The 24,744-nt window shown below is 55.8% G+C and carries 23 protein-coding genes and 1 tRNA gene; 8 read left to right on the top strand and 16 right to left on the bottom strand.

The window, feature by feature from the left end; all coding sequences use genetic code 11:
• Positions 1-770: 770 nt before the first annotated feature.
• The 4 genes from ACP86_RS16870 to ACP86_RS16855 all read right to left on the bottom strand — a co-directional run bounded on the left by ACP86_RS16870 (position 771) and on the right by ACP86_RS16855 (position 3,138).
• Positions 771-1,340, bottom strand: coding sequence for a hypothetical protein (locus ACP86_RS16870; RefSeq protein WP_053114853.1), 570 nt, complete (start codon positions 1,338-1,340; stop codon positions 771-773).
• The gene (locus ACP86_RS16865; RefSeq protein WP_141201889.1) at positions 1,337-1,930 is read right to left on the bottom strand and encodes a hypothetical protein; all 594 of its coding nucleotides are present in this window, start codon (positions 1,928-1,930) and stop codon (positions 1,337-1,339) included. Before ACP86_RS16865 ends, ACP86_RS16870 begins: the two co-directional genes overlap by 4 nt.
• Positions 1,931-1,985: 55 nt before the next feature.
• The gene (locus ACP86_RS16860) at positions 1,986-2,600 is read right to left on the bottom strand and encodes a hypothetical protein (protein WP_053114851.1); all 615 of its coding nucleotides are present in this window, start codon (positions 2,598-2,600) and stop codon (positions 1,986-1,988) included.
• A 181-nt stretch (positions 2,601-2,781) separates the two neighbouring features.
• Positions 2,782-3,138: a hypothetical protein gene (locus ACP86_RS16855; RefSeq protein WP_053114850.1), complete on the bottom strand. Its 357-nt coding sequence runs from the start codon at positions 3,136-3,138 to the stop codon at positions 2,782-2,784.
• Between the two features lie 396 nt (positions 3,139-3,534).
• Between ACP86_RS16855 and ACP86_RS16850 the strand changes: the two genes are divergently transcribed.
• The 3 genes from ACP86_RS16850 to ACP86_RS16840 all read left to right on the top strand — a co-directional run bounded on the left by ACP86_RS16850 (position 3,535) and on the right by ACP86_RS16840 (position 5,569).
• Positions 3,535-4,209 carry a spermidine synthase gene (locus ACP86_RS16850; protein ID WP_053114849.1) on the top strand — a complete coding sequence of 225 codons (675 nt, stop codon included), beginning with the start codon at positions 3,535-3,537 and terminating at the stop codon, positions 4,207-4,209.
• 97 nt (positions 4,210-4,306) lie between these two features.
• Entirely contained in the window at positions 4,307-4,885 is a 579-nt protein-coding gene (locus ACP86_RS16845; RefSeq protein ID WP_053114848.1) for a DUF3365 domain-containing protein, read from the top strand.
• 36 nt (positions 4,886-4,921) lie between these two features.
• On the top strand, positions 4,922-5,569 hold the full coding sequence (locus ACP86_RS16840) for an MBL fold metallo-hydrolase (RefSeq protein ID WP_053114847.1): 648 nt from the start codon (positions 4,922-4,924) through the stop codon (positions 5,567-5,569).
• Between the two features lie 27 nt (positions 5,570-5,596).
• On the opposite strand, the gene ACP86_RS16835 is transcribed toward ACP86_RS16840, so the two are convergent.
• The gene (locus tag ACP86_RS16835) at positions 5,597-7,222 is read right to left on the bottom strand and encodes a methyl-accepting chemotaxis protein (RefSeq protein ID WP_053114846.1); all 1,626 of its coding nucleotides are present in this window, start codon (positions 7,220-7,222) and stop codon (positions 5,597-5,599) included.
• Positions 7,223-7,506: 284 nt separating this feature from the next.
• Here ACP86_RS16835 and ACP86_RS16830 point away from each other — a divergent pair, with 284 nt between their 5' ends.
• Complete coding sequence (locus ACP86_RS16830; protein ID WP_053114845.1) at positions 7,507-8,172, top strand: hypothetical protein; 666 nt, start codon at positions 7,507-7,509, stop codon at positions 8,170-8,172.
• A 21-nt stretch (positions 8,173-8,193) separates the two neighbouring features.
• Here the strand turns inward: ACP86_RS16830 and ACP86_RS16825 are convergent, their stop codons facing one another.
• Both ACP86_RS16825 and ACP86_RS16820 read right to left on the bottom strand, forming a co-directional pair.
• On the bottom strand, positions 8,194-8,817 hold the full coding sequence (locus tag ACP86_RS16825) for an L-threonylcarbamoyladenylate synthase (protein ID WP_008171409.1): 624 nt from the start codon (positions 8,815-8,817) through the stop codon (positions 8,194-8,196).
• Positions 8,814-9,170 (bottom strand): BolA family protein, encoded by a 357-nt coding sequence (locus ACP86_RS16820; RefSeq protein ID WP_008171407.1) that lies wholly within the window; start codon positions 9,168-9,170, stop codon positions 8,814-8,816. Before ACP86_RS16820 ends, ACP86_RS16825 begins: the two co-directional genes overlap by 4 nt.
• A gap of 277 nt (positions 9,171-9,447) precedes the next feature.
• On the opposite strand from ACP86_RS16820, the gene ACP86_RS16815 reads away from it, so the two are divergent.
• From ACP86_RS16815 to ACP86_RS16800, 4 genes are all read left to right on the top strand, one after another.
• Positions 9,448-11,631: a DNA topoisomerase 3 gene (locus ACP86_RS16815; protein WP_053115556.1), complete on the top strand. Its 2,184-nt coding sequence runs from the start codon at positions 9,448-9,450 to the stop codon at positions 11,629-11,631.
• 111 nt (positions 11,632-11,742) lie between these two features.
• Positions 11,743-12,477, top strand: a complete 735-nt coding sequence (locus ACP86_RS16810) for a response regulator transcription factor (RefSeq protein WP_053114844.1) — start codon at positions 11,743-11,745, stop codon at positions 12,475-12,477.
• Positions 12,470-14,107: a FecR domain-containing protein gene (locus ACP86_RS16805; protein WP_053114843.1), complete on the top strand. Its 1,638-nt coding sequence runs from the start codon at positions 12,470-12,472 to the stop codon at positions 14,105-14,107. Before ACP86_RS16810 ends, ACP86_RS16805 begins: the two co-directional genes overlap by 8 nt.
• 33 nt (positions 14,108-14,140) lie before the next feature.
• Entirely contained in the window at positions 14,141-16,708 is a 2,568-nt protein-coding gene (locus ACP86_RS16800; protein ID WP_053114842.1) for a CHASE2 domain-containing protein, read from the top strand.
• Between the two features lie 31 nt (positions 16,709-16,739).
• Here the strand turns inward: ACP86_RS16800 and ACP86_RS16795 are convergent, their stop codons facing one another.
• From ACP86_RS16795 to bamA, 9 genes are all read right to left on the bottom strand, one after another.
• Complete coding sequence (locus ACP86_RS16795; protein WP_227497769.1) at positions 16,740-17,108, bottom strand: fibronectin type III domain-containing protein; 369 nt, start codon at positions 17,106-17,108, stop codon at positions 16,740-16,742.
• Between the two features lie 389 nt (positions 17,109-17,497).
• Positions 17,498-17,574: transfer RNA gene (locus ACP86_RS16785), tRNA-Met, on the bottom strand.
• Positions 17,575-17,643: 69 nt separating this feature from the next.
• Positions 17,644-18,330, bottom strand: a complete 687-nt coding sequence (rnhB, locus tag ACP86_RS16780) for a ribonuclease HII (RefSeq protein ID WP_053114841.1) — start codon at positions 18,328-18,330, stop codon at positions 17,644-17,646.
• Complete coding sequence (gene lpxB, locus ACP86_RS16775; RefSeq protein WP_053114840.1) at positions 18,330-19,511, bottom strand: lipid-A-disaccharide synthase; 1,182 nt, start codon at positions 19,509-19,511, stop codon at positions 18,330-18,332. Before lpxB ends, rnhB begins: the two co-directional genes overlap by 1 nt.
• A gap of 18 nt (positions 19,512-19,529) precedes the next feature.
• Positions 19,530-20,321, bottom strand: coding sequence for an acyl-ACP--UDP-N-acetylglucosamine O-acyltransferase (lpxA, locus tag ACP86_RS16770; protein ID WP_008170364.1), 792 nt, complete (start codon positions 20,319-20,321; stop codon positions 19,530-19,532).
• A complete protein-coding gene (gene fabZ, locus ACP86_RS16765) occupies positions 20,321-20,758 on the bottom strand; it encodes a 3-hydroxyacyl-ACP dehydratase FabZ (RefSeq protein ID WP_008170365.1) in 438 nt (145 codons plus the stop codon). The genes lpxA and fabZ overlap by 1 nt, the downstream gene beginning before the upstream one ends.
• Positions 20,759-20,769: 11 nt before the next feature.
• Positions 20,770-21,795, bottom strand: a complete 1,026-nt coding sequence (gene lpxD / locus ACP86_RS16760; protein ID WP_014576637.1) for a UDP-3-O-(3-hydroxymyristoyl)glucosamine N-acyltransferase — start codon at positions 21,793-21,795, stop codon at positions 20,770-20,772.
• Between the two features lie 47 nt (positions 21,796-21,842).
• Positions 21,843-22,340: an OmpH family outer membrane protein gene (locus tag ACP86_RS16755; protein ID WP_008170367.1), complete on the bottom strand. Its 498-nt coding sequence runs from the start codon at positions 22,338-22,340 to the stop codon at positions 21,843-21,845.
• Between the two features lie 45 nt (positions 22,341-22,385).
• Positions 22,386-24,704 (bottom strand): outer membrane protein assembly factor BamA, encoded by a 2,319-nt coding sequence (bamA, locus tag ACP86_RS16750; protein WP_053114839.1) that lies wholly within the window; start codon positions 24,702-24,704, stop codon positions 22,386-22,388.
• Positions 24,705-24,744: the final 40 nt, after the last annotated feature.

The raw sequence follows: 24,744 nt of genomic DNA, 5'->3' as shown, positions 1-24,744 counted from the left end.
ATTTTTTCCAAAAAATGGCTATTCAAACCAAACCGGATAAAGCTCGAATGCCTGACTATCAGAAGGTTAAATCCATACGGCAATAAGCCGCCTACTTTAGGGAGAGTCCTCGTGATAGCTAGCCACCACGAGGCCATGGCCCTTAAGTCAGGATCTCAGGATTTGATGGGAGCAATTCGAGATAAAGAGGCGTGCCTATCAGCCTTCTCATCGGAAAAACCACGAGATTTGTAGAAAGCCGGATCACACGGATTGAGCTGCCTGGAACGGTTGTCCACGGATTTTTTCAGGTGGGGCTGGTGCTGGGAAGAAGTCATATTTGCTCTCACTGGTTCGTACAAGAAAAAGCTGACAACACACCCTCCAGAGGTACTGATCATGAAGGTGCCGGAGCACAGGCTGCGTAGAACGCTGTGAAGTCAACTTAGCTGTAATTGGGTTGTGTCCATGCTAGATACACCCCACCAGAAGTACTGGCACTCCCAACCCACCGGGAGACTTTAAGAGGTGTAGCTAACTTTTCCCATTCAATGGCTTTTTCGGGCGTATGTCAAATAGGCAGGTGTAGTTCCAGACCTCTCGATAAACACCCTGGTCTGGATTTTCCCAATATCTCCCTGCACATAGAGGAGCTCTGGTCAGAGGAGCTCTGGTCATCGAGATTCGACGTCGGCATGAGTCGCGTAGCGCGGTGAAGCGAAGTCGTATAGAGCTTTGCGATTCATTGAAGTGTGTAGAACAAATGAATAAAGGAGGTGATCCTTACCGATTTACGTAACTACGGCTAGGCGTGCCCGAACCGATTCTGAAATTTTCCGGGCCGACCGCGCGAATAAATCCGGCAACGGCGTACTATGATTGGAGCCATCTTCTAATAGAGCCTGATTATCAAAAACCAGCACTTCCACGCCTTCTGATTGCAGGTCAGACAGCGCGTCAAGGGCGACCTTCCGCCGAGTATCTTCAAAGCCAAATGGGAGTGTTGCAGCTACAATAAGATTTTTTCCCAGTGAACGGGCAAGCCTGACTACCACCGGAACCGCGCCGGTGCCAGTTCCACCCCCGAACCCAGCTACCAAAACAACCGTTACATAGCCTGCCAGTGCATGCTCTAACTCAACTATTGATTCCTCCGCAGCAAGAAGACCATGCTGGGGCACACCAGCGGGGGCACCTTTGCAAGCGCCTGGGCCAATTAGCAATTTCGATACAAAGCTACTCTTTCTCAAGGCACTAGCGTCGGTATTGATCGCAAGAGCATCACAGCCAAGGAGTCCTTGGGCGTATTCAGCGATATAACTACCGGCTCCACCAAACCCTACAACAAGCGTATCTCTCACAAGGCGCGCTCCCAATGATTAGACTTTGCGCCAGAATAGAATTTATACGTAAATTCATACTTCGAAGTTAACCAGCAAGCCACGAGAAATTTACTCTTTAACTTATGATTATAGGCATAAAAAGAACTATCAAAATATCTGATCATATTTTTAAATTCGAATGCATATTTTTGTTGAAATATGAACACCTTATTATCTGCATCAGATTGCAGTAATTTATTAAAGTCGTATATAAGCCCTCTGGGCTTTGGATCTGATAGTTCTATTTCAGCGGCAAGAGGGACGCCAAAAAATCGGTTATTTTCGTCGAATTCGCGTAAGGTGAAGTCATACAGCCATTCCCCACCAGTACTATCACCGCTTGACCTAGCGGCTATACGGCGTCCGTTGGAAGCTAGCTTTTCACCTTCTTGAGAGAACTTTCTCTTAATATCCTTATTCTTCTGACTGCTATACCAGGTATATCCCTCTCCGTTTATTCTTGCCTGCTCTTTTTTATGATTTGCAACTATTGCTAAATCTTCTAGCCAATCTTTTACAGTGTCGAGCATTTGACTATCGCCCCTAATTGCCAAAATAATCCCGGTCACAAAAGAGCCGTTTAGGTGGACCGCTGTGCGTTTTCTAGCATTATGCATCGGCTAATTAGACTGAATTTCTTGATTCGATTTCGGCAAGAAGCTTATCTCCGTCAGCGATCGACACCATTGTTCGTAGAAAGACAATATTGCCGCTAAGTACCTTCCTTATCTCGCTGGCTTTTATCGGAGTTTGAAGAACTGTGAAATTTGAAAGAACTTGATAATGGAACTCATCAGCGTCGCCATTGTAATCCCGAACCAGAGTTTCTCCTGATGCTTGGCCATAAGCGACAACTCCAACCCCGTTTTCATAAAGAAAAACGATATCACCTTTTTTTATCCGATTGATGCTGTACTTCCAGGGAGCGTAAAACGCAGCCGCGATGCCTTCGGAAAGCATTCGCCGGCTATCTTCGACACTATTCCTTTTGTTGGTGTTCAGTAAGTGGAAAGAGCATTGAGTAGTTGATTCCTCGGGCTCATCAAGCCCAAGAGCCTCGCGCGCCGCAGAAACACCGTCATCTATTAAAACCGCCAAAGTTTCTTGCTTAGACAAACCTAGCTGGTCAGCTAGCTCTTCAACGAAAGAGTGCGTTTCGGCAGAAATTCGGACTGTTGACGCCACCAACTTCGCGCTGCCGGACTTTTTTTCTCCGATAAGTTTTGCAATTTTGCTCATGAGCCTGCTCTCCAAGGTGGTCGAGCATCTAATTTACATCTGAATCCCATGAGATGCAATATTGAATCTTGTCAGATTCTATAATAAACCAATTTTGCCAGCGTGAAGCTCAGTGGGTTGCAGCCAACCATTAGTAGTCAAGATATTAAATCGATTGTAGGCAACGCCTAATGAGCTTGAGCTAGTCCTTGTCTAGTAGTACCCATTCTTTACCCCACTTTCTGACTGTCTTGCCCGTCTTACTTTTCTCTACCGGATAGAATCTTCTCAGATATCTCCTGCCGTTATATGTGACAATTTCCTTGCTCTGAGCATTCGGAAACGCAGCATCAAGTGACGCCTCTGCTAACTCATGGTCGGTGTATGGAATGATCCCACGCCGTTTGAGGTCTTCTTCAATCTCTCTAACTTTTTTGGCCACGAGCTTGGCTTCCGTATCCAGCGGGTTGGAGTCATCTGCCAAACCGGCGGCCACCCACCGCTCTGCCATCTCATCAAGCTCTGCTCTTGCCTTCTTCAAATCGTTTATGGTGTACATAAATTCCCCACGGGCCGCTTAGAAAAATGCTTTAATGGAATAGTGAGAGCAGAGACCCTGCCTGGCCGCTGGAGCCAGCTCCCTGCTTTGTCATGATCGCAATTACCAGCCGCCCGTTAATGCATGCGTAATAATTCGCTTTTGGCACATTATAGCTTGCTACGCCCAATCTCAAACATGGGAATCACTCCGCAGTACAGAAACGATTTAGGGGGTATATATTGGGGTACATTCTCTAATAGAATAATTATTTATAATTTTTTATCAATAACTTATAGTATTTTGCGAGTCCTGCCGGGGGTACCACCTCTCTTAACCCCGATTCTCGGTCCGTGATATTCAACCTGGCTCCAGGCGAGCTAAACTGCCCCTCCTTACCGACATCAGGACTTCTCAATGGCCCGCTTTACCGAAATCGGAACCGCAATGATCCCCGGCAAGGGAACCCGATTACGTCTTTTGCAACGCAATGATGAATTTTCCATCAAAATTGCCGGCACCACCGGAGAATTGATGAACAGCCGGATCCACGGCTCGGAGGATGCTCTTGCCACCCTGGCGTGCGAACGGATTGCCGATCAGCCTGCTCCCCGGGTTCTTATCGGCGGCCTGGGCATGGGGTTCACGCTGGCAGCAGCGCTGGCCGCTCTGGGCGACGATGCGCAGGTGACGGTAGCCGAGCTGGTTCCCGAAGTAGAAGCCTGGAATCGCGGGCCGCTGGGCTCTGCGGCGGGCAACCCGCTGAACGACCCGAGAGCGCAGGTTCACATTGGTGATGTGGCCGAATTACTCAGAAACAGCGACGGCGAATGGGATGCCATCCTTCTCGATGTCGACAACGGCCCGGAAGGCCTCACCCGCAAAGAAAACAACTGGATCTACTCACCGGATGGCATTGCGGCCGCCCAGAACGCCCTGCGACCTGATGGCATCCTTGCCTACTGGTCTGCCGGCCAGGAGCATTCCTTCACAGAGAGGCTGCGGCGGGCAGGATTTTCTGTTGAGCCCGTTACAGTGAGGGCCTTGCGACCCGGCAAGGGTGCCCGCCACGTTATCTGGCTGGCGTGGTAATCATTCATCGACTCTACCGGAATCTGTCCTGGCTCAATTTGGGATTATTCCTTTGTTATATACTTATTCCAAAGCCAAGAAGCCCGGGAGAGATTCAATGACCAAACCGACCATCACAACAGCCTTGCTATGCTCCTTGCTTTCCATGCCACTTCTCGCGCAACCCCAAGCAGATAGCCCGGAAGCAATGGTTGCCGAAGCACGTTCCCTGGTGAAAAGCTTCGGCGGCTCACTGAAGCAGGCGCTCCAGGCGGCCATCAAAGAAGGCGGCCTCACAAACGGTATTGGTGTTTGCAAGACTGTGGCACCGGAAATCGCCAGCAACAATAGCAGCGGCGGCTGGGTCATCAGTCGGACCAGTCTGAAAGTCCGGAACCCGGAAAACACCCCGACCGACTGGCAGGAGATCCAGCTGCTGGCCATGGACAGACAGCCGGTAAAGAACGGAAAACCGGTGGAGGTCTGGCAGGTCTCCGAAGCGTCCGGACAGCCGGCGTTCCAATATATGAGCGCCATCCCGACACAGAAACTTTGCCTTGGCTGTCACGGTAAGTCCATCGCCCCGGAGGTGAAGGCAAAACTGGCTGAACTCTATCCTGAAGACAAGGCGACCGGCTTCTCCGAGGGCGATTTGCGGGGCGCGTTCGTTGTTACGCGGGATGTTCCAGTAAACTGATGGCACTAGCCATTTCTTCAGCGATTGAGAACAGGTATGTCACTGAACTACAGAATCATTCCGGTCACGCCTTTCCAGCAGAACTGCTCACTGATCTGGTGCGAAAAGACGCGCCGGGCAGCCGTAGTCGATCCGGGCGGGGATCTGGAGAAGATTCGCGCCGCTGTGGCTGAGGAAGACGTGACGGTCGAAAAAATTCTGCTTACCCATGCCCACATTGACCATGCCGGCGGAACTGCGGAGCTGTCCAAAGAGCTGGGTATTCCCATTGAGGGGCCGCAGAAGGAAGACAATTTCTGGATTGTTGGCCTGCCCCAGCAGGCGCAGATGTTCGGGTTTCCGGCCCCGGAAGTTTTCACCCCGGATCGCTGGCTGGAAGATGGGCAGCAGGTCACCGTGGGTAACCAGACCCTGGAAGTCCTTCACTGCCCCGGCCACACACCGGGACATGTGGTTTTTTACCACAAGGAATCCGGTCTGGCGCTGGTAGGTGACGTGCTGTTCCATGGCTCGATCGGACGCACGGATTTTCCAAAGGGCGACCACGCAACACTGATTCGCTCTATCAGGGAACAGCTGTTCCCGCTCGGCGACGAGGTTGCGTTCATTCCCGGACACGGTCCAATGTCCACCTTTGGCCGGGAGCGAGCCACCAACCCCTTTGTTTCCGACCATCGGGGCTGAGCCTGTCGCCAGACCCACGCCGCCGTTCTAAAGGCGGCTTTCCTGATTCAGCCGGAACTGTTCGATGGTTTTCCTGAGATTCTCGGCCATGGCCAGAAGGTCTCCGGCAATTCTCGCTGTCTCCTTGGCATCCCCGGAGGTCTGCTCTGCCGAGCGACTGATTTCAATCACGTTGTGATTAATGGATTCGGAGACATCGCTCTGCTCGTTGGCAGCGCTCTCCATTTCCTGATTGAGGTTGGTGATCTCCCGCACAGCAGAGGCAATGGTTTGCAGTTCAGACTCTACGGTCAGAATCGCTGAAACCTGATGCTCTGCCATCTCAGAGGCATGGCGCATGGTGGCCACACAATCGACAACCTCTCCCTTCAGTCCGTTGATGGTGTTCCGGATTTCCTCCGTTGAATCCTGGGTTCTCGACGCCAGCGCACGCACCTCATCGGCCACCACAGAAAAACCGCGCCCCTGCTCTCCGGCACGGGCCGCCTCGATAGCGGCATTGAGCGCCAGCAGGTTGGTCTGGTCAGCGATATTGGAGATTACCTCCAGCATATCCGACATCTGGCTGGTACGTTGATCCAGCTGCTCAATGCGTTTTGCGCCACTCTGGACCTCGGTGTTCAATGCCTCGATGCTTTTTACTGCACTCCGGGCAAGGCTCTCACCCTTGCTCGCTGATTCCGCAGTATCTGCGGATTTTCGGGTGGTATGAATGGCATTTTCCCGGACCTGAACCGCAGATGCGGCCATCTCGGTAGTGGCGCTGGCCACCTGATCTGTGTTGTCACGCTGGGCAAGCACTTCCCTCTCTGTCGTGTCAGCCTTCCCCGCAATGCTTCTGGCCGCCTGCTCAACCTGTTCGGCGTTGTCCATGACGGTATTCATGCTCTCCCGTATCTTCGCCATCATCCGGTTGAACGCCCGGGACACGGAACCGATCTCGTCGTTGCGGGTAACCTCAAGCTCAATGGTCAGGTCAGAATTTCTGGAGATCTCGTCCATGCGGTCGTGGAGTCGCCGCAAACGGGAAAACACCAGTCGACTCAAAGCGGCGGCGGTCAGGAAAAACACCGCAGCAAAGATGGCTACCTGAATACCGCCACTGGTCAGCAGTTGCTGCTGCAAACGGGCATCGCTGTCAGCCATGGAATAGTCCACCCGAATGGCTCCAAGAACGTCTCCCTCACTGGCCTGATGACAGCCAAGACAGTTGACGCCCTGATAGTTCTCCATCGCGATCACGGGCTCGATCAGTGTGTAGACTCGCCCGTCCTCATTGCTGGAATAGGACTCCACCCGCTCACCGGCAAGCGCTTTCTTGTCCAAAGGTTCCCGCTTCTGTTCCGACGCGTTGCCGTTGCCGAAGATCCGGTTCAAATGGTCACTGCGAATCACCCGCACGTCCAGCACGTCTTCAGACGCCATCACCTTTTTCCGAAGCACATCCCGGTTACCGATGGTGCCGGTGACCATCATGGTATTCAGCCCATCGAAATAGGATTTTGCCAGTCCATCCACGTATTTGTGGCTGAACTCTTCAAGATGATCACGCTGTGAGTCTGCACTGTAGATTACGGTAAACACGAGCACCAGGGAGAAGGCAGCCGCCAAAGCGGCAAGTAAGAGAAAGCGGATGGAATACTGTTTTTTCATGGTAACCCGACACAGAGACCGCGCGGCATGCGGCCAGGACGTTGTTTTGACGTTTCGTGATGACAACTAACTGTCGCCAAACTTTATAGATATGCGTCAATTATTTCCTGACCCAGATCAGATCCGGGAAAAGTCGTTTACACATGAAGGAAGGAGGGAGCCCTCAGCCCGGGACTTCATCGAGTTGGCCTGAAAGCTGCAGAGCATGATGACAAGCATTCGTGATTCCCAACGCTGACTGTTCGGAAACCGCACTCCGGTTGACCGAAGGAGGAAACCCATCCATGTCCCTACTGACATCTCTGATCCGGGCGAGCACCCAGTTCCAGCAGGCCATGGAAAGGCGCCAGACGCCTTCAACAGGGCCGGAAGCCGCGCCCGGCAAAGCACAGGCAAAGGCCATGGAAACCGAGCCGACACCTGGCGATGACCGTTTTACACCCTCGGAGAACAACCAGTCTGACCTCTCACGGCTGAAAGCCCGCCGACTGGCCATGACCGACTACAAACAAACTGTGGGGCAGGATCTTGCCTTCGTTCGAGAAACACTGCGGCACAAACTTGCCGAATACAACCTGCACCCGGCAACCGCATTGAACGTGAGCAAAACGGAGAATGGCAGCGTTGCGGTGGAAGGTAAAATCGCAGACAACACACGCATCCAGATTGAAAAAGACCTGAACGTAAACAAAAACTTCAAGGAAGCGTTCAATCGCCTCAGCGTTAACGAGCCAACGCTGCATTTCATGGACAATGCGCTCAAACTGAATCAGGTGTACGGGGTGAATAACCCGCTATTGGACACACTGATCAGCGAGAACCAGCAATTTAACGGCCTGCAGGACCTCGTGCACCGTTACGACACCATGCGCCGCTCAGTGAGTGCCGAGCAAATCGAAGCTGCAGGGAATAGCCGGGCGTACGCCTTTAATCTGAACGCCCGGGCATAAAGGAAAGACGGATCAGGAGAATCAGACCTCGAAAGGCGCCGGATCCCCCTTACCAACACGGGTAACCACCGGAGCCTCGCCGGTAAAGTCCACGACCGTGGTCGCTTCCATACCGCAGAATCCCCCGTCGATAATCAGATCCAGCTCATGCTCCAGGGTTTCCCGGATTTCATAAGGGTCTGTCATCGGATCGGTTTCGCCCGGCAGAATCAGAGTGCTACTCATGATGGGCTCACCAAGCTCGCCCAACAGCTCCTGAACAATGGCATTGTCCGGCACACGGACGCCTACTGACCGGCGTTTGGGATGAAGCAGCCGCCGGGGCACTTCACTGGTGGCATCCAGAATGAAAGTGTAGGGCCCGGGCGTGAAATTCTTCAGCAACCGGTACTGGGTGTTGTCCACCTTGGCATAGACCCCGATGTCCGAAAGATCCCGGCACACCAAGGTGAAGTTGTGCTTGTCATCCAGACGGCGAATCCGCTTGATCCGATCCGCCGCCTGCTTGTCACCCAGGTGACAGCCAATGGCATAGGCTGAATCCGTGGGATACACGATCACCCCGCCACGACGCAGAATATCCACCGCCTGATTGATCAGACGCTTCTGTGGCGTCTCCGGATGAATCTGGAAAAACTGACTCATGAACCCTCTCCCTGTGCGGTCCGCGTCGCCATCGCCGGATCTTTCTTCGACCCGCCCATACAATTCGGAGATTCCGGCGCCGACTGCCCCGTCGCCTCCCATTCTTCCGGTGAGTATAGATGCAACGCCAGCGCATGAACCGGCCCCGCCAGTTCCTCGGCAAGCACCTTGTAAATCGCCTGATGCCGCCGCACCCTCATCTGCCCCTCAAATTCCGGCGACACCAGGGTCACCTTGAAATGAGTTTCAGAATTAGGAGGCACACTGTGCTTGTGGCTCTCGTTCTCCACCTGAAGCACACGCGCATCGAAGGCGTCGTTCAGCTTGGTTTCAATTGCATTCTGGATCTTCATGTTTCGAGACTCCTACAGCTCAACCCTGATGGAAGAGGGCGAATGGCGAACGGTCAGAAGCGGGTGTGGAGATGGCTTTCCCAAAAGTGTGTGTTGCCAAGGATGGCAGCACCAAGCCCCCATGGATGGGTTCACGGCGTCTTTTGGGAAGGCCATCTTCACAGCCGCCTCCACCAACACCCTCAGTCTACTACACATACAGGACACACCCGAGAGCCTTGACACCATAAAGCCAAAGCGCCACATTCCCATCCCGATTCCAAAACACCCAAACCCCATGCACCTGTACATCGCCGAAAAACCAAGTCTCGGCCGCGCCATCGCCGCTGCCCTCCCTGGCCCTCACCAGAAAGGCCAGGGCTGGATACGCTGTGGCACTGGCGAAAATGCTGCCACCGTTAGCTGGTGCATCGGCCACCTGCTGGAACCGGCAGAACCTGCACGCTATAACCCCGCTTGGAAGAAATGGCGCCAGGAAGACCTGCCGATGTTTCCCGACAAATGGGAGGTCATGCCCAAGGACAGTGTTCAGCAACAATTAAAGGTGCTGGAATCGCTGATTCGCCAGGCCAAGACCATTATTCATGCTGGCGACCCGGATCGGGAAGGCCAGCTGCTGGTGGACGAAGTTATCCGCTATTTCGGTGCCAGCGCCCCGGTTCAACGGATACTGATCAACGATTTGACGCCAGCGGCCGTGGCCCGGGCGATCCAGAGCCCCAGGGACAACCGGGAATTCCGTCGGTTATCCCATTCCGCCCTGGCCAGACAACGCGCCGACTGGCTCTATGGCATCAACCTGACCCGATTTTATACCCTCAGTTATCAGCGGCAGGGTGAACAGGGGGTCTATTCCGTTGGCCGGGTACAGACTCCGGTACTTGGCCTTGTGGTTGAACGTGACAATACCATCGAACACTTCCAGCCCAAGCCCTATTACCGCATTGAAGCAAGGTTCAGGGCTCAGGAGGAAGAAGCCGACCAGCAAACCTTCACCGCCCGCTGGCAGCCCAACGAGCAGTTCCAGGATTACCTGGATGAAGAGAACCGCCTGCTCAACCGGGAAGTCGCTGAACAGATTGCCGACAGCGTTCGAAACCGACCCGGCACCATCACCGAGTCCCGCTTTCGGGATCGGTCGGAAGCGCCACCGCTGCCGTTTTCCCTGTCGGCCCTGCAAATTGAAGCAGGCCGGCTATTCCGCATGGGTGCCAAAGACGTCCTGGATACCGCCCAGAATCTTTACGAGCGCCACCAGCTCATCACCTACCCGCGATCAGATTGCCGGTTTTTACCGGAAGGCCACTACAGCCAGCGGGAGCAGGTGATAAGAGCCATTGCCCGAGTGGCACCGGATCTGGAGCAAGCCTGCAACGGCGCAGACCTTGGCCGCAGGACTTCCGCGTGGAACGACAAACAGGTCGACGCCCACCACGCTATTATCCCAACCAGCCGCCCGACGCCGAACGGCAAACTCAGTGACGCGGAAGAAAAAATCTACGGACTGATCAGCCGGTACTATCTGATGCAGTTCGCGCCCGATGCCGTGCACAGGGAGGGTAAGCTAACGGTACGAGTGTCAGAGCACGAATTCCGCGCGACGGAAACGGCCATCCTGGTGCCCGGCTGGAAAACGCTGGAACTGAAACTGCGAGAAGCTCGCAAGGAACCGGAGAAGGCACCGCTTCCCAGACTGGAAAAAGGCGAACCGGTATTCTGCGACGATAGCAACCTCAGCGAGCGCAAAACCCAGCCGCCCCAGCATTTCACCGATGCGACCCTGCTCTCGGCGATGACCAACATCGCCCGATTTGTAACCGATACCGAACTTCGCAAAACCCTACGCGAGACCGATGGCCTGGGCACCGAAGCAACCCGGGCTGCGATCATCGATACCTTATTCAAGCGCGATTACCTGTACCGCGACAGTCGGCATATCCGCGCCACCGACAAAGCCAAGGCGTTGATCAGTGCTTTGCCCGAATCGGTCAGCAAGCCGGATCGCACGGCCGTCTGGGAAGCCAACCTGGAGAGCATTCGCCGTGGCGAGGGCGACCCCAGAAAGTTTCTGGATACCCTCAAAGAGGAGATCCGCGGCTTTCTGGCCAGGCCCCAGGGCCGCCCGACCGTCGACTCGGAGAGCATCGGCACAACCTCGCCAGAGGCACAGCCCCACTGCCCCAAATGTCGCGCCCCGATGCTGGAGCGAGAGGGCAAATTCGGCCGCTTTTTTGCCTGCACCCGCTACCCGGATTGCCGGGGCACCCGACCGCTGGAAGAAGCCACGCCTCAGGATGGCACTGGCCAGAAACCCATTCCATGCCCCCACTGTTTCTCGCCCCTGGTGCGACGAAAAGGGAAAAAAGGCTGGTTCTGGGGCTGCAGTAATTTCCCCGGCTGCCGACAAACATTGGACGACGACAACGGAAAGCCTTTAGTCCGTTTACGCAAGTCTACATAACGATACTGAACGCAGATCCACATTTTGTGATAATTGATTGATATAGCAGAGTAGTCCATTGAAAGCTCTGCTCGATACCAGGCAAGAGAGCGACACTCCGGGAGAGGCTTAATGCGTATTGCTTTGCTTGAAGATGAAACCGAACAGGCACAGCACATCCAGTCAATTCTGTCTGAAAGCGGGCATCACTGCGACAGCTTCCCGACCGGCCAAAATTTCCTGTGCGCGGTTCTGCACCGCAGCTATGACCTCCTGATTCTGGATTGGCAGATTCCGGACATGACCGGCATTGATGTTCTCGAGAGCGTTCGCGCCCAGCTGAACTGGCCGATTCCAGTCGTGTTTCTCACCCAGCGGGACAGCGAGGCAGATATTGTTCGGGCTCTGGATGCCGGCGCCGACGATTACCTGGCCAAGCCGGCCCGTGCGGCGGAATTGGGCGCGCGCATCAATGCTCTGGCGAGACGCTCCAATCCTGACAGCGAAAAGGAAGTGCTTCGCTATGGTCCGTTCGAAATCAACACGCAGCAAAGGGTCATTGCACTCCATGGTGAAGAACTGACGCTGACCGACAAGGATTTCGATCTGACCCTGTTCCTGTTCCAGAACCAGGGCCGGCTGTTGACCCGGGAAATGCTGCTTGAGCGCGTCTGGGGTCTGGCGCGGGATATCAATACCCGTACCGTGGACACGCATATGAGCCGACTGCGCCGTCGTCTCGGCCTGAACCCGGAAAACGGCTTCCGCATCAAGACCATTTACCAGCGGGGCTACCGACTGGAGGCCATGAAGGCGCAGGACCAGGCCTTTGACGTCGACGAACCCGCCAGGGCAGCCAATGACTGACAGCCCGGCTCCGCGATTACCGGCACTGCTGCTGATCCTTTCACTGCTTGCCTGGGCTGCCCCCGCGGCTGCCGAGCTTTCGGTAACGCGCGGTTCAGCCGGGCATTCTGACGTTTCGTCGGCCAACCCGGTGCCCGAGTGGATCTACACCTTGCGGCCTGGAGAAAGCTTTTCGGAAGTGGCCAACGACCTGCTCGCACCCAATTATCCCGCGAGTCGCCTTCTGCAATACAACAAGATTGGCAACGGTGCCATTCTGGGTGCCGGCGACAGTGTGCGAATTCCCCTTGCCTGGCTAAAGCGCCAACCTCAGCCGGCGCGGGCGACATCGGTCACCGGAACCGTACAGCTGATTTCCGGAAATACCGGTCGGAAAACACCCCTGAGTGAAGACGCCCTCATCCGCGTTGGTGATGAAATTCTGTCCGCGTCCGGGACCGCCACCATTGAACTGGCGGACGGCTCGGAAGTAAGGATTTCTCCGAATTCTCGACTCATCTTCAATCGCCTGACCCAATACGGCAAAGCCGGCATGGTCGATACCAGACTCCGACTCGACAGGGGCGAGATCCACACCCGAGTGAAGCCGGTCATGGAGGGAGGCGCACGATTCGAGATTGAAACGCCTTCGGCCGTCGCCGCCGTGAGAGGTACCGCATTTTCACTCCAGACATCGGCAGAGGGCACTCGCCTGCAGGTAACCGAGGGCGACGTTGACTTCGGGGCCCCCGGCAAGACCCGCCGGATCCCTGCGGGTTTCGGAGCCAGCCTGTCCACCACTAACAATGACGGCCTGAACATTCGCCGCCTACCGCCAGCGCCGGCGCTCGATCCACTGCCACCGAGACTGACCCAACTGCCCACCACCATGACCTGGCAGGAAAGTCGCGCCCCCATGCACCGGGTGGACATCTTCGAAAGCGACACAGGTCGCTGGGTAGAAAGCCGAAAACTGACAGGCAGCAGCTTTGATATCGGGCAACTGGATAATGGCAGCTATGAGGTACACCTGGCGGCACTCGATACTCGCGGCACGGCGGGGATGCCCCGCGTCGTCCCGCTGGAGGTCGATCTTCAGGCCAGGACTGCCAGCCTGGTTGCTCCGGAAGATGGCGGCACCGTCAACGACGATATGCCCGAGTTTCGCTGGCAGCTTAACGGCGACAATGAAGTGGCTCGGGTAGAAATAGCCGAAGATCAGGATTTCCGGAACCTGATCGCCACCAGCGAGTGGGCACCCGAAACGGCTGCCCTGCCCTCACGCCCGCTTGGGCCTGGCAAGTATTACTGGCGCGTGGTGACCGAAGCAGGCGGCAATTCAGTTGCTACAACGCAGCCGCGGGAGCTGGTGGTCAATGGCAGCCTGCCTCCGGTTCGGATCATCAGCGTGAACTACATCGACAGCCAGGTAAGGGTGTTCTGGGAGAAGGTAGACACGGCGGCAGAATACCGACTGCAACTCTCGGAGGAGCCGGGCTTCAACAATATCATCAAGGAGGCAACACTGCCTGATACCACGGCAGCCTTGCGTCTTATTCCCGGAAGGCGGTATTTTGTGCGCCTGAAAGCTCTTTCTGATGGTCCACTGCAAAGCCGTTGGGGACCAGGGAGGGAATTGTACCTGGAATAATCCGTTGATCGACCGAACCACACAGCAGGGCTCATGAACCGGGATTGGCTGCCAATTAAAACGACCCCCTGGACTCTGGGCCTGATACTGCTGGCACTGCTCCTGCTTATCCAGACAACCGAACTGCCTCAACGCCTGGATTACTGGCTGTACGACCAAACCATCACCTCGAATCCACTGGAAGCCTCGGACGAGGTGGTTCTGGTGACGATCGACGAGCTGAGCCTGAATCGCCTGGGCCGCTGGCCCTGGCCCCGTAATCTGCACGCTGAGCTCATTGCCAAGCTCAACGAGGCAGGCGCAAAAACCATTGTGTTCGATATTCTGTTCGCCGAACCGTCGCCAGACGACCAGCAACTGGCAGAACAGATGCGAAGTCACGGCAACGTTATTCTGCCAGTCTATCTGTCGCCTCCCACCTCCCAGTACCTGTTAAGCGAACAATTGCCGGTTGGAGTGCTGGCTTCAGCGGCCGCCGGTCTGGGCCATGCTCATGTGGAACTGGACAGCGACGGCGTTGCCAGAGGTCTTTACCTGTTTAATGGCCTCGGGAACCAGCTCTGGCCAAGCCTTGCGCTGGCCGCAAGCGGTGTTGGACCACAAAATCCGGAGGCCGGGGATACGCCTTCCTATGTCAATATCCGGGATCAATACCGTGCCGTGCCCCTGATCGGTGGTGCCGGCTCTCTCCAGTCGTATTCTTTCTCGCAGGTACTCACTCAGCCGGCCGCACCCGAACACTTCAGTGGCAAAATAGTCTTTGTCGGTGCCACAGCCGCCGGTTTTGGCGACATACTGCCCACGCCCTTCTCGGGGCTGAGCCGTCCGATGTCCGGCGTTGAATTCCACGCCAACGTGTTGTCGGCATACATGCAGGGATTGTTGATTAAGCCGGCACCGGCGTGGGCGTCTGCCCTGCTGGCCATGACAACCATCCTGATACTCGCCCTCGCCCTGCCACCCATGCGCCCTGCGCGAACCCTTCTCGCCTGCGCGATGGTTCTGGCGGGACTGCTCGGAATCTATCTGTTCGTGCTGCTGACGATGCGATGGTGGTTTCCCCTTGCAAACGCACTGCTGGTTCCACTCTTGGCCTTTCCTGTATCCAGCGGCCTTCGACTGGCCATGACCAACCGATTTTTGAACCGTCAACTGGACGAACTGGCCAGAAGTCCCCAGGTCGCACTGCCCGCACCCTCGGGAAGGAACCCGACACAACTTCTGGAGCACTTCCAGGCCCTGTTTCGCCCCACAGGGTGGCTTTTGATGGAGGAGAACGACATCCTCTCCGCACGTGGACTGTCACAGAGCGATATTCCAGATGACCTGACTCCGGGGCACTGGTTTCACGACAGCAATCGCAGCTGGATTCAGCTATTGCGAGCCGGCACCCGCTATCACCTGGGCCTGCTGTTACCCAATGATCTCGGGCGCGAGGCCATCCAGCGCTATCTGCGCAGGCTTCACCTTGAGCAAGCCGTACCGGCGGATTCTGCAGCCAGACCCAGTGAAAACATTTCTGCACGAATCGAGCGGGTCCGCATCGCCACGGATCGGTTGAACCACATGCAGCAGTTCATCCGGAGAAGTTTTGAGCGCATGCCCGACGGTATCATCGTGACCGACGAACTGGGGGTCATCCGTTTTGCCAACGGCCACATAGAGGAATGGTTCCGCGAGCCCATGCCGAGCCTGGCCGGCCTTCCCCTGGTAAAACTGCTGGAGGGACACGATCCGCGGGAAACGCCACCCTGGCATGAAACCGTTTCCGACACCCTGACCCTATTACAGAGCCGCACCGTAGACCTCAGGATTCGCGACAAAGATTTCCTGATTCATTTTGCACCGTTTTCGCTGCCAGACAGCGACCAGCAAGGCATCATTGCCAATATTTCGGATATTTCGGAATTGCGGGAGCAGCAGCGCCAGCACCGCGAGGCAATCGACTTTATTTCCCATGACGTGCGCTCGCCTCTGGTTTCACAGCTTGCCCTGATCGAACAGTTGAAACGGGATCCCAGCCACATTGAACAGGAACAGCTGGAACAACTGGGGCGGCTGGCCCGGAGAAGCTATCACCTGGCCGAGGAATTCGTGCAGTTGGCCCGGGCGGAACAATTAACGGAAACCCGGTTCTACGAATGCGAATTTCTGGCGATCGTAGAGAACGCCCGTGACAGCGTCAGCGAGCAGGCTGTAGAGAAGCAGATACAACTCCAGTTACAGGGTACCGAGGATTTGTGGCTGAAAGGCAATGCAGAGCTTCTGGAGCGCGCCGTTATCAACCTGCTGACCAATGCCGTTCAATACAGCCCGAGTGGATCAGACGTCAGCATTCAGGTCTTCCGCGCTGGCCATCAGGCCTGTTTGACGATTGCCGATGAAGGTACCGGTATCGATCCGGAGGAACTGCCGCACCTGTTTGACCGTTACCGGCGTCAAAAAAGCACTGAGCTGGCCGGAGTCCACGGAACGGGACTCGGACTATCCTTCGTCAAAACCGTTGTTGAAAAGCATAGAGGGGAAATTTCGGTGTCGTCGCAACCGGGCGAAGGCTCTGCGTTCACCCTCAAACTGCCGATTGCAGACCCGATGGCCTGAGACTTCACACTCCAGGCCCGGGGTTCTAGTCTCAGGAACGGATGGACTTGCTCACAACATCGGAGGGCTCACTGATCAGCCCGTTGGTATCCTGAACCTGGATAGTGAAATACCAGGTCCCTGCGTCCAGACCACTCACTTCGTAGGACATTTCCGCTTCGGCCTGAGCATTGGTGACGACCACCTCTTCGCTCAGCTCGTCAGCATCCTGACCGTACCGGATCACATATTTGTCGAGCTCACCCATCGGAATGCTCTCGCCGTTAACGCGAGTCAGGGGAGCGCTCCAGCTCAATACTGCGGAGCGTTCCGGAGACGAGATTCCCCCACTAGAGCTAGTTTGTGTGCCTGAAGAATCGGAAGAGCCACCACCGCCACACCCTGTGAGTAGTGCTCCCATAGCGAACGCGGCAATCCATGCCTGTGACACTTTGATGACGCGCTTCATGTGGTTTAAGCACCATTTTTTCGTCGATTTTGTGAAATTGTATAAAACGGGGCTGATTATCGATGTGAACTCTGTCATTCCCCTAGTTACGAAATTGTCAATTTCCCGTCAGGGACTCGTAATGAAGTTAGAGAAGTTACTGATTGGGAAGGCAAAAATTTGCCCGGAAGGGGCCGACAACAGGCGGCAGCACTGAAAAAATTCTATTGAGGGAGAAGTATGGGAGTAGCTTATAAAACAAAAGGCCCGCAAAAGCGGGCCCTTTCTCTACAGCGGTCTCGGTGACTCAGAAGCTCCGATTAGAAACAACAAAGCCCGCATAAGCGGGCTTTGTTAAATAGTGGTAGCGGGGGCTGGATTCGAACCAACGACCTTCGGGTTATGAGCCCGACGAGCTACCAGACTGCTCCACCCCGCATCAAAACTGGTTGTTTACCGGGCTACCCCGATCAACGTGCGCGTATATTAATGATTGGATTCAAAACTGTCAATCGATATCTTCGAAAAGGTCTGCCCGGTACTGAAGCTCTTCGGGCTCTGGGGCAGCGTGATCTTGATAGAATCCCACTGTTTCAATCACTTCCTGAACAGGTCGAAAGGAGCGGCGGTGTTCAATGGTTGCTCCGAGGCGGCGCAGGGCCTCCAGATGGACCGGGGTCGGATAACCTTTGTGCTGCGCCAGGCCGAACCCGGGGAAACGCGCTTCCAGCGCTTCCATTTCCCGGTCACGGGTTACTTTGGCAATAATAGAAGCGGCGCTGATGGCAGCCACCCGACTGTCGCCTTTGACAACCGGTTCCGACGGCCAGCGCCACTTGGGACAGCGATTACCATCCACCAGAACGTACTCAGGCACCACAGCCAGCCCCGATACTGCGCGCTCCATAGCCAGCATTGTGGCCTGGTAGATATTCAGCCGGTCGATTTCGTGGGACTCGCACCGGCCAATGCTCCAGGCTTTGGCATGCTCGAGAATCTGATCGTAGAGGGCGTTGCGACGCTTCTCGGTCAGTTTCTTTGAGTCAGCCAGGCCTGCGATTGGCCGGTCCGGATCCAGAATGACCGCGGCAGTCACGACGGCCCCGATGAGCGGCCCCCGACCGACTTCGTCCACGCCGGCAAGCAAAGAACCGGTGTAACGACACTCGAAGGGTGGCAAAGGGCTCTTGGGCATCAGTGGACACCCTGCTCTATCAGGTCTGAGATCGCCTGAGCGGCTTTTTCATCAGCCCCCTGCTTCAGTGAATGGTGCAACTCGGTAAAGGCTTCGTTAAGCCTCGCCCTCTCCTCTTTGTTCTCCAGTCGCTCAAGCACTGCTGCACCCAGACTCTCGGCCGTGGCGTCGTCCTGGAGCAGCTCTGGAACAAGCTGGCGCTTCGCGAGGAGATTGGGCAATGCGACATGAGGCACCTTCACCAACTTCGACAGAAGCGCATAGCTGAACCCGCTCAGGCGGTACCCTACAACCATCGGCTTTTTGAGAAGCATCGCTTCGAGTGTTGCCGTTCCAGAGGCCAAGAGCACAACGTCGGAGGCGGCCATAACATCCCTGGAACGCCCACGTACGATGGTAACCGGAAGCTTCACCTCCAACGCATCGACCAGATCGCGCACCTGCTTCTCCCGGTCCCGGTTCACGCAGGGGATCACCAACTGCAGATCAGGTCTTCTGTCCTGTATCCAGCGAGAGGCCTCAAGAAACAGGGTACCAAGTCTCTCCACTTCTCCTGCACGACTACCGGGAAGAACCGCCAGTACGGGTGCATCCGCATCTATTCCCAACGACTCCCGCATCTTGAGGGTATCCGGCGCCATGGGAATTCGATCTGCCAGTGGATGGCCCACGAAGGCCACAGGCACCTGATGCTCCTCGTAAAACCTTGCCTCGAAAGGAAACAGGGTCAACATCAGGTTGACCGATTTGGCAATTTTGAAGATCCGCTTCTGCCGCCAGGCCCAAACCGATGGGCTGACATAATGCACGGAAAGAATGCCGGCCTCGCGGCAGCGCCGTTCGATCGCAAGCGTAAAATCCGGAGAATCGATACCGATCACAACATCCGGTGGCGTGGCGAAGAAATAGTCCAGGAGCCGGGCCCGGATGCTGAACAGTTCACGAATTCGTCCAAGGACCTCCACCAGCCCCATGACCGAAAGACGTTCCATCGGCACCAGGGAATGAAATCCCTCCGCAACCATTTCCTCCCCGCCAATGCCGACGAACCGGGCCCGGGGATAGCGTTGGCGCAGCGAACGGATCAGGCCGGCACCGAGGATATCCCCCGATGCCTCACCGGCAATGATTCCGAATGTGATTTTACGCTCGCTGATGGTCGCGTGAGAAAGATCTGTCACCGACAGGCTCCTGCCGGGTTAGCGGATGATGCCGCGGTGAGCTCCACGCAGGGAGTCAATGAGGGGACGTATTTCTGCAACATCGGAATAGGACTTCTCAAGCTCTTCGACGGCCTGTTCGGTTGTCAGCCCCTGGCGATAGATCACCTTGTAGGCGCGGCGTAAAGCCAGCAAGACATCCTTGCTGAAACCACGGCGCTTGAGACCTTCCACGTTCATGCCGTGTGGCTGGGCGGACTGACCGCTCGCCATCACATAAGCCGGAATGTCCTTGAGTACGATGCTGCCACCGGCCGCCATGCTGTGGGGACCAATATGACAGAACTGGTGCACCATGGTACCACCGCCCAGAATCGCGAAATCGCCGACCGAAACATGGCCCGCCAGGGTGGCACAATTGGCCAGAATGGTGTTGTCACCGACGATACAGTCATGAGCGACATGCACGTACGCCATCAAAAGATTGCCACTGCCGATACGGGTTTCACCCCGGTCCTGGACCGTGCCCCGATGAACCGTGCAATTCTCGCGAATCACGTTGTTGTCGCCAATCACCAGTGTGGTTGGCTCGCCCGCGTATTTCTTGTCCTGGCATTCCTCGCCGATACTGGAGAACTGGAAAATACGGTTATTCCGGCCGATAACCGTCGGCCCCTTGACCACCACGTGGGACAGGATCTCGGTACCCTCGCCGATTTCCACATCGGGGCCAATGTAGCTCCAGGGCCCGACTGTAACGTTGTCCCCGAGCCTGGCTGACGGGTCTACAATCGCCTGAGGATGGACACCCGACCAGTCATTTGTCGCCATCAAACTTCTCTCTCAGCGGTCAGAATCTCTGCCACGCAGACGACTTCACCGTCGACCAGGGCGCGACACTCGAATTTGTAAATACCCCGTTTACCGGAGATAAGTTCCGACTCCATGCACAGTTGATCTCCCGGCAAAACCGGGCGCTTGAACCGTGCCTTGCTCGAGCCGGCGAGGTATTGTACCACGCCGTCAGAAGGTTTCCGGCCCACAGTCACAAAACCGAGAATGCCCGAGAGCTGGGCCATGGCTTCGATAATCAGGACACCCGGCATGATCGGGTTGTTCGGGAAGTGGCCCTGAAAGAATGACTCGTTGAACGAAATATTCTTGTAGCCCTTGATCGATTTTCCTTTTTCGACCTCCGTTACCCGATCCACCAGCAAAAACGGGTATCGGTGCGGCAGGTATTCCAGAATTTCGTCGATGTTCATCATGTTGATCGGCCTCAGCCCTCTAATTTCTTTTCCAGTTCTTTGACCCGTCGCGCCAGCGCATCCAGTTGCCGGAAGCGCACAGCATTCTTGCGCCACTGACGGTTGGTATCGGCGCTGGTGCCAGATGAATAGACTCCGGGCTCACGGATATCCCCGGTCACCAGAGTCATACCTGTCAGATGGACCTGATCCGCAATCTCGAGATGGCCGGCCACGCCCGAGGCGCCACCAAACACGCAATGCCGACCAATACGAGTACTTCCGGCAATACCAACCATGGCCGCCATGGCGCTGTGATCACCGATGCGAACGTTATGGGCAATCTGGATCAGGTTATCGAGCTTTACACCGTTGCCAATCACCGTGTCGTCCAGTGCACCGCGATCAATGGTGGTGTTTGCACCCACTTCTACATCATTTCCGAGCACAACCCGACCGAGTTGCGCGATACGATGCCATACGCCCTTCTCATTGGCGAAGCCAAAACCGTCGGAGCCAATAACGGCGCCGCTGAGGATGTGACAACGCTCACCAACGACCACATCGTGGGCCAGCGTTACCCTCGGTCGAATCAGCGTGCGGGATCCGATGCTGGCGCGGGCGCCAATAACGGAGCCTGCTCCAACAACGACTTTCTCGCCGATCTCCGCTTCCGCTTCCACTACCACGTTGGGGCCAATGCATGCGTCCTCCGCAATGGACGCAGAGGGATCCACCACTGCAGTTGCGTGAACACCGGGGGTAGCAACAGGGGCAGGATCAAACCAGTGGCTCAGTTGAGCATATCCGAGATAAGGATTGTCCAGTAACAGGACGTTGGTCGGAGCATCTTTGGCCGACGCTGGCGAGACAATAACAGCCGAGGCGCGCGTATCTGCCAGGTATTTACCGTAGGACGGATTGGCAAGGAAACTGATCTGGTCGGGCCCGGCGGCCTGCAAGGTCGCAAGGCCAGATACCTTCACATCAGGATCACCCCGTAGCTCCGCACCCAGGGCATTGGCAATATCCCCAAGGCGATAGGACCTTTCTGTCATTGCGTGCTCCCAAGCAACGATCAGGGCACCGGGGTGCCCGTCACAGATTAACGGTTCAGTTTTTCAAGAAGCTGAGAGGTCAGGTTCATTTCAGGCTTCACATAGACAACAGCTTCGCTGGGCAGGATCAGATCGAGATTGTTCTCTTCAAGAAGCTCCTTGACCGCCGCGTCCACCTCGGGACGGGCCTGCTCCAGAAATGCCTGCTTACGCTGATTCACCGTTGAATCGAGCCGTTGCTTCAGGAAGTTGAACTCTTTTACCTTTTCCTGGAACTCACCGGCCAGCTTGTTGCGCTCGCTCTCATTCATCATGGCACCGTCTTTCTCCAGGCGCTCCTGGAGCTTGCGGGCCTCTTCCTGAGCTTCGCGCACCCGGGCCTCATCGCCCGTAAAATCCTTCTGGAGGGATTCGCTGAAGGTCCTGGCATCGTCTGAAGAGAACAGTGCCTGACGCAGGTCGACCACACCAATTCGGGTTTCAGCCATGGCCGGGAATGAAAACGCCATAACCATGGCGGCGAATATCAACATGAATCGGGACATTGGTTTTCTCCTGATTTTCATCCGTAGGTTGTTATTATCCATGCGCTAGAAGGTCTGGCCCAGCGAGAACTGGAATACCTGGGTGTCATCACCCGGCTTGTCGTTCAGCGGCTTCGCCAGACTGAAGGCCAGCGGGCCAACAGCGGTAATCCACTGGAAGCCAATACCGGCGGACATTCTGATTTCGCTCAGTTCCGGATCGAAACCGCGCGCAGTGTCGAACACCTGACCTGCGTCCAGAAAAAACGCCGTTCTCATGGAGCGGGTATCACCGGCAAAGGGCGTGGGGAATATCAGCTCAACACCACCTTCAGTGAGCAGGTTACCGCCGAACGGATCCGGGCGTGAGAGGTCGTTGACGTTGTTCGTAGCAAGGAGACCCAAGGAGTTGGCCCGGTACCCCCGAACCGATCCGTAGCCCCCTGTATAGAAGTACTCGTAAAACGGCATCTGGGTCCGATCTCCGTAACCATCACCATAACCGATCTCTGAACGCGCCCGTAAGATCCAGCGATTATCGTCAGTCACCGGATAGTAGAAATCGGTCTTGTGTGTCACCTTGTAAAAGGTCAGATCGCTGCCCGGCACTGCTACGTCAAGCGACAACGACTGGCTATGGCCATCACTGGGCAGAACACCCCGGTTGAAAGTACTGCGGCGCCAGCTGCCGAAGAGGAAGAAGTTATTGAACGAATCCCCTTCCTCATCAATGAACTGAATGACCTCCTGTGAGGTGAACCGGCCTTCCTTAAGATTGGACTGGGTAAACCCGGCCCCAAAGTTCAAACGGGTGATATTGTCCGTGGGATAACCGAAGGTGATACGGCCGCCATATTCGTCCAGCAGGAAGGCGGAGATATACTCTTCCTCATAATCGGTTTGCCGGGCAAAAAGACTGTAGCCACGGCTTACGCCGTCAACCGTGTAGTAAGGGTCCAGGTAGGAGACGTTTGCGCTTTTGACAAAATTACTCACGTTGACACCGAAAGAGACGCGCTTCCCGGTACCGAAAAAATTATTCTCGGACACGTTGGCGCCAAGAATCACCCCGGACTGCTGCGAGAAACCGACGGAAGCGGAAAGACTGCCCGTCGGCTGTTCTGCCACGGAGTAGTTCACATCAACCAGATCGTCGGTGCCCGGAACTGGTACCGTCTCAACATTCACCATCTCGAAGAAGCCGAGACGCTCCAGTCTGGTCTTGGAGAAGTCGATACGATCCGAAGAAGCCACGCCCCTTTCCATCTGCGTCATTTCCTGGCGGAGAACGTCGTCACGAGTCGACACGTTGCCCTCGAAATTGATCCGTCGCACATAGGCCCGTTTGCCCGGTTCAACAAAGAAGGTGACGGCGGCTGTGTTGTTTTCTCCCGGCTCGGGGACGGCATTGACGTTGGCGAAGGCGTAGCCTTCCCTTCCGAGCCGGAATGCCAGGGATTCGGAAATTGCCGTCATGCGGGATCGGGAGAATACGTCGCCCTCCTCAACAGGAATCAGCGATCGCAGCTCCTCTTCACCCACGATCAGCTCACCACGAAGGTTAATCTCGGAAATGGTGTACTGAGGCCCCTCATTCAGGGCAATCGCGATGAAGACTTTTTGTTTGTCAGGCGAAATGGATACCTGGCTGGACTCGACGTTGAAATCCAGATAACCACGGTCAAGATAGAACGACCGCAGCGATTCAAGGTCGCCACTCAGGCGCTCTCTCGCGTACTTGTCCGAGTTTGTAATTGAGTTCCACCAGCTCGTGGTCTGCAGCTCGAACAGCTCTTGCAGTTCTTCGTCACTGAAGTCCTTGTTGCCGATCAGGTTGATATGGTGGATCGCAGCGACCGACCCCTCGTTGATATCCAGGCGAATCGCAACGCGGTTTCTGGGCAGCTCCTCGGCCGTTGCCTTTACCCGGGCGTTGTAGCGCCCCTGGGCAATGTAGGAGCGCAGGATTTCCAGCTCAAGACGCTCAAGGGTTGCGCGCCGGAAAACCTGCCCTTCCTGGAGCCCGGCACCCGCCAGCGCGTCCATCAACATCTCGGTTTCGATGTTCTTGTTACCCTCAATCTCGATATCACTGATGGAGGGACGTTCGCGCACCGTCAGGATGAGTACGCCGGCATCCCGGCTGGCCTCGATGTCGGTGAAAAGACCGGTCCGGAACAGCGACTTGATCGCATCAGCCAGCTCGGTCTCGTCCACCTGCTCGCCAATATTGACAGGGAACGCGGAAAACACGGTACCCGCAGATACCCTCTGCAAGCCTTCCACCTCAATATCCGCCACCGTGAACTGATCAGCAAGTGCTGGCTTCAGGCCGGACACAGCCACAGCGAGGCCAACGGCTACACCTAGAAGAGAACGTCTCATTCAAATATTTCGCCTGGTTAATGCGCGTAAGGAGCTCGCA

This window comes from Marinobacter sp. CP1 (assembly GCF_001266795.1).
Lineage (GTDB): Bacteria > Pseudomonadota > Gammaproteobacteria > Pseudomonadales > Oleiphilaceae > Marinobacter > Marinobacter flavimaris.
This window is presented reverse-complemented; position numbering and strand designations above follow the sequence as displayed.

Bases quoted from the DNA above. Each gene is read 5' to 3' on its own strand.
- ACP86_RS16800 (WP_053114842.1), top strand. From the start codon at position 14,141: ATGAACCGGGATTGGCTGCCAATTAAAACGACCCCCTGGACTCTGGGC.
- ACP86_RS16835 (WP_053114846.1), bottom strand. From the start codon at position 7,222: ATGAAAAAACAGTATTCCATCCGCTTTCTCTTACTTGCCGCTTTGGCG.
- ACP86_RS16825 (WP_008171409.1), bottom strand. From the start codon at position 8,817: ATGAGTCAGTTTTTCCAGATTCATCCGGAGACGCCACAGAAGCGTCTG.
- ACP86_RS16860 (WP_053114851.1), bottom strand. From the start codon at position 2,600: ATGAGCAAAATTGCAAAACTTATCGGAGAAAAAAAGTCCGGCAGCGCG.
- lpxD (WP_014576637.1), bottom strand. From the start codon at position 21,795: ATGACAGAAAGGTCCTATCGCCTTGGGGATATTGCCAATGCCCTGGGT.
- ACP86_RS16830 (WP_053114845.1), top strand. From the start codon at position 7,507: ATGTCCCTACTGACATCTCTGATCCGGGCGAGCACCCAGTTCCAGCAG.
- fabZ (WP_008170365.1), bottom strand. From the start codon at position 20,758: ATGATGAACATCGACGAAATTCTGGAATACCTGCCGCACCGATACCCG.
- ACP86_RS16840 (WP_053114847.1), top strand. From the start codon at position 4,922: ATGTCACTGAACTACAGAATCATTCCGGTCACGCCTTTCCAGCAGAAC.
- ACP86_RS16845 (WP_053114848.1), top strand. From the start codon at position 4,307: ATGACCAAACCGACCATCACAACAGCCTTGCTATGCTCCTTGCTTTCC.
- ACP86_RS16820 (WP_008171407.1), bottom strand. From the start codon at position 9,170: ATGAAGATCCAGAATGCAATTGAAACCAAGCTGAACGACGCCTTCGAT.
- ACP86_RS16855 (WP_053114850.1), bottom strand. From the start codon at position 3,138: ATGTACACCATAAACGATTTGAAGAAGGCAAGAGCAGAGCTTGATGAG.
- rnhB (WP_053114841.1), bottom strand. From the start codon at position 18,330: ATGCCCAAGAGCCCTTTGCCACCCTTCGAGTGTCGTTACACCGGTTCT.
- lpxA (WP_008170364.1), bottom strand. From the start codon at position 20,321: ATGGCGACAAATGACTGGTCGGGTGTCCATCCTCAGGCGATTGTAGAC.
- ACP86_RS16755 (WP_008170367.1), bottom strand. From the start codon at position 22,340: ATGTCCCGATTCATGTTGATATTCGCCGCCATGGTTATGGCGTTTTCA.
- ACP86_RS16805 (WP_053114843.1), top strand. From the start codon at position 12,470: ATGACTGACAGCCCGGCTCCGCGATTACCGGCACTGCTGCTGATCCTT.
- bamA (WP_053114839.1), bottom strand. From the start codon at position 24,704: ATGAGACGTTCTCTTCTAGGTGTAGCCGTTGGCCTCGCTGTGGCTGTG.
- ACP86_RS16810 (WP_053114844.1), top strand. From the start codon at position 11,743: ATGCGTATTGCTTTGCTTGAAGATGAAACCGAACAGGCACAGCACATC.
- ACP86_RS16795 (WP_227497769.1), bottom strand. From the start codon at position 17,108: ATGGGAGCACTACTCACAGGGTGTGGCGGTGGTGGCTCTTCCGATTCT.
- ACP86_RS16850 (WP_053114849.1), top strand. From the start codon at position 3,535: ATGGCCCGCTTTACCGAAATCGGAACCGCAATGATCCCCGGCAAGGGA.
- ACP86_RS16815 (WP_053115556.1), top strand. From the start codon at position 9,448: ATGCACCTGTACATCGCCGAAAAACCAAGTCTCGGCCGCGCCATCGCC.